Origin of the sequence: Prauserella aidingensis (genome assembly GCF_024171865.1) — a bacterium.
Taxonomy (GTDB): Bacteria; Actinomycetota; Actinomycetes; order Mycobacteriales; family Pseudonocardiaceae; genus Prauserella; species Prauserella aidingensis.
This window is the reverse complement of record NZ_JAMTCN010000068.1, coordinates 1-1,660: the sequence shown is the minus strand read 5'-3', so window position 1 is coordinate 1,660 and position 1,660 is coordinate 1. Positions and strand designations below refer to the sequence as shown.

Sequence of the window (1,660 nt, the reverse complement as noted above, 5' to 3'; positions counted from 1 at the left end):
CCCCACATGTCCCCGGACCAGAGCGGCACGGTCTGCAGGTCCGTGGACTCCGACGAGGTGTGGCCAACACGCATCGGGTTGCCCATCATGCGGTGGCGCACTGAGTCGGGAGCTGAGGTCGAGTTCTTGACGACTTCGGCCTCCCGCCGCCGGGCCCGCTTTTCGTAGTATTCGCGGTCCTCGACCGAGTCGACGCCGAGGACGAGGTGATGCACGAACGTCTCGCACAGGGCGGCCGCGCGTTCCTTGCCGAGGGACTGGACCAGCCGGTCGCGGTTCTGTGTGACCGCGATGGTGAACACGCCGGGGAAACCGCGGTGTTTTGCCACGGGCACGGACAGGTCCACGCCGGGCATGGTGACGTCGCACTCGTCGACGGCGAGCACGAGCGGCGGGTCGAGTCGTTGTTCGCCGCCGGGCTTGGCGTCCTCGACGGCGACGCGCTTGGCCGCGTCGACCAGGTCCGACCACAGCACCGCCAGCGCCGGCGACAACGGCAGGTCGTCGCCGGTCACCATGTACAGCGTCGAGCGGCTCCGAACGAAGGAGGCGAGGTCGACGCAGTCGTCCGGCGCCGCGTCGAGCGAGGCGGCCACGGTGGTGTTCTGCATGAACTCGAATGCAGCGGTCGCAGTGTGACCGACGGACTGCGCGGTGCGGTCACCATCGCGCGTCATCGACTGCACGGCCTCGATCGTGGCCCGCTCGACCTTGTCGCGGTGCGCGGCCAGGATCGCCTCAGCATCGGACATACCCGTGTTCAACCAGGTCACGACGTCCGACAGCGGCCGGCCGCCGAGGTCGGCAGCCTGTAGGAGCCCCGCGACGACCTGGCGGGACTTCGTCGCCCAGAATTCGGCGTTCGACACGCCCGAGTTTCCGGTGGCTTCAATGATGGCCTGCGCGCGTCGCTGGGCCGTGGTGCTGTCCCAGCACCCACGGATGAGGTTGTGCCGGAACGGGGCGACGTTGTCCGGCAGCGCGATGGTCCCGTTCGGGGTGAAGGCGTAGTTAGGCCCCTTAGCCAGGGTTGCCCCGCCGCAATCCCGGATGAACTCGTCCTTGGTGGACACCACGACCGCCGAGCCGGGGACGCCGGCGACCATGCCCTTGAGAGCGGTCGACTTACGGCGACCCTGCGAACCAATGATGAGCAGGCCGGCGTCTTCCCACGGCAGCACAGCCTGCCGGCCACGTGAGAAACGCGGGCCGGACACGGTCTTGCCGACAGGGATGCCGACCTCGGCGGCCGGCGCGGTGCGGCGCTGCCAGCGCGACAGGTTGGCGCGCGGACCGCGGGCGCGGCGACGAGCGGCGGAAAGACCGATGCGGTGGCGACGGTCCTCGAGCGTCGCCCAGTCGCGACGGTGGAGGTTCTCGCGGATTTTGTAGGCGTCGGTGTTACGGCGCGCCCGAGCGGCGGCGGTACCGGCGATGGTGGCGACGGATGCGGCAATGACGGTCCACGCGCCGTCCCACGGCATCGGCAGGATCGCGCCAACCGACATCTCGCACAGTGTCTGGTCGAGGCCAACCTTGTCGTAGATGCCCATATCGGCCGCAGCGAGGAAGCCCACGCCGCCGGCGGTCAGAGAACGCTGCTTGTCGCGCTTACGCTTACGATGCTCTGTGATCTCCACAGGAGTCCCCTCTCGGTGGT

General features: G+C 68.9%; 1 protein-coding gene. It reads right to left on the bottom strand.

All coding sequences use genetic code 11. The features are described 5' to 3' along the window. A partial coding sequence (locus tag LY13_RS25420; protein WP_253831093.1) for a type IV secretion system DNA-binding domain-containing protein occupies positions 1-1,640 on the bottom strand: 1,640 nt, incomplete at its 3' end. Positions 1,641-1,660: the final 20 nt, after the last annotated feature.